This window comes from Alteromonas sp. G4i35 (assembly GCF_054960375.1).
This window is the reverse complement of record NZ_JBHNZD010000061.1, coordinates 1-1,560: the sequence shown is the minus strand read 5'-3', so window position 1 is coordinate 1,560 and position 1,560 is coordinate 1. Positions and strand designations below refer to the sequence as shown.

Sequence of the window (1,560 nt, the reverse complement as noted above, 5' to 3'; positions counted from 1 at the left end):
AATGAGGTTCACACACAAAGACAAACTTTGTATTCCCGTACCGCTTTATCACTGCTTTGGAATGGTATTGGGCAACTTAGTTTGCTTAGCATCAGGTGCATGTGCAGTATTCCCCGGGGAGTCATTCGACCCTGAGACAACACTCCGTACAGTAGAAGAAGAAAAGTGCACGGGATTACATGGCGTACCAACCATGTTTATTGCCGAACTCGAACTATCCAACTTCAAAGCTTTTGATCTATCAACACTAAGGACAGGTGTCATGGCAGGTAGTACCTGTCCAGAAGAGCTCATGCGAAAGGTTCATAGTGAATTTCATATGACAGAAGTCGTCATAGGTTATGGCCAGACAGAATGCAGTCCTATCAATCATATTACTGACATTGACTCGCCATTTGAAAAGCAGGTCAAAACCGTAGGACGCGCTATGCCCCATACAGAAGTGAAGATCATAGATCCCCAAGGCAATACGGTGCCTATTGGAGAACCTGGCGAAATCTGCGCGAGAGGCTACTGTGTAATGAAAGGTTATTGGGGTGATGAGGTTAAGACGAAAGCCACCATAGACGATGAAGGTTGGCTTCATTCGGGCGATCTTGGAGAAATGGACGAAGAAGGTTATGTCACAATAGTTGGTAGAATAAAGGACATGATTATTCGCGGCGGCGAGAACATTTATCCACGAGAAATTGAAGAAGTCTTGTATCAACATGCGGATGTGTCAGACGCCGCTGTCTTTGGTATTCCTGACAACAAATATGGCGAGCAAGTATGCCTATGGATTAAGGCAAAGGAAAATCGACATATAGACGAAGATCAGATACGCGACTACCTGAAATCCAAACTAGCCTACTTTAAAGTACCCAAATACATCAGCGTAGTTAAAGAGTACCCCATGACGGTAACAGGGAAGCTTCAGAAGTTTAAAATGCGCGAATACATGATAGAAACACTGAAGAAGCAAGCCCTACAAACCGAAGCATAACCCCAGCAAATAGTGGGGTCAGAGTACTTTTTAAAAGATAACGCTTTAAAGTACACTGACCCTACATTCGTATTTCCAACGCTTGCACTTAAGCTATAGTCTGTACCTATCTACCGTATTTTCAAACTGCCTGTTACATGCCCTAGAGAGCTAAAGAACTCGGATTATTTAGTTAGCCCACAATAATGGGGTCAGAGTACATTTCTTTTCTAACGAAAGTGAGAGCCGAAAAGTACTCTGACCCCTTTACTCCTGAGTGAAAAGACTGAAGGTCTGTATCGGAGTTTGTGCGCCATAAACTAGTCGATAAATGAAACTTTCACAGTGACTAGAAGTAGGTAAAAAGAGCAGTCGCAGAGAAACACATTTTAATAATGGGGTCAGAGTACATTTCTCTGATTTAACGGCGCTGGAGGGCATGGGTACTTTGACTCGGTTCTGGTAATCTGGGTAATAAAGTACTCTGACCCCAATTTGAGGTTTTGCTGGGGGAAGTGGGGATTAATGTACTCTGACCCCATTATTTTTCTGTCTGCAGAAAGCAAAAAACCCGCCGTTAGGCGGGTTCTTTTTAA

Annotated in this window: 2 protein-coding genes; one reads left to right on the top strand and one right to left on the bottom strand. The window is 43.4% G+C overall.

Annotated features, from left to right (window positions below; genetic code table 11):
- Positions 1 to 985 (top strand): AMP-binding protein (locus ACFI6L_RS20200; protein ID WP_462574697.1); only part of this gene is annotated, 985 nt, incomplete at its 5' end.
- Positions 986 to 1,365: 380 nt separating this feature from the next.
- Here ACFI6L_RS20200 and ACFI6L_RS20195 read toward each other — a convergent pair.
- On the bottom strand, positions 1,366 to 1,560 hold a 195-nt coding region (locus ACFI6L_RS20195), incomplete at its 5' end, for a hypothetical protein (protein WP_462574696.1).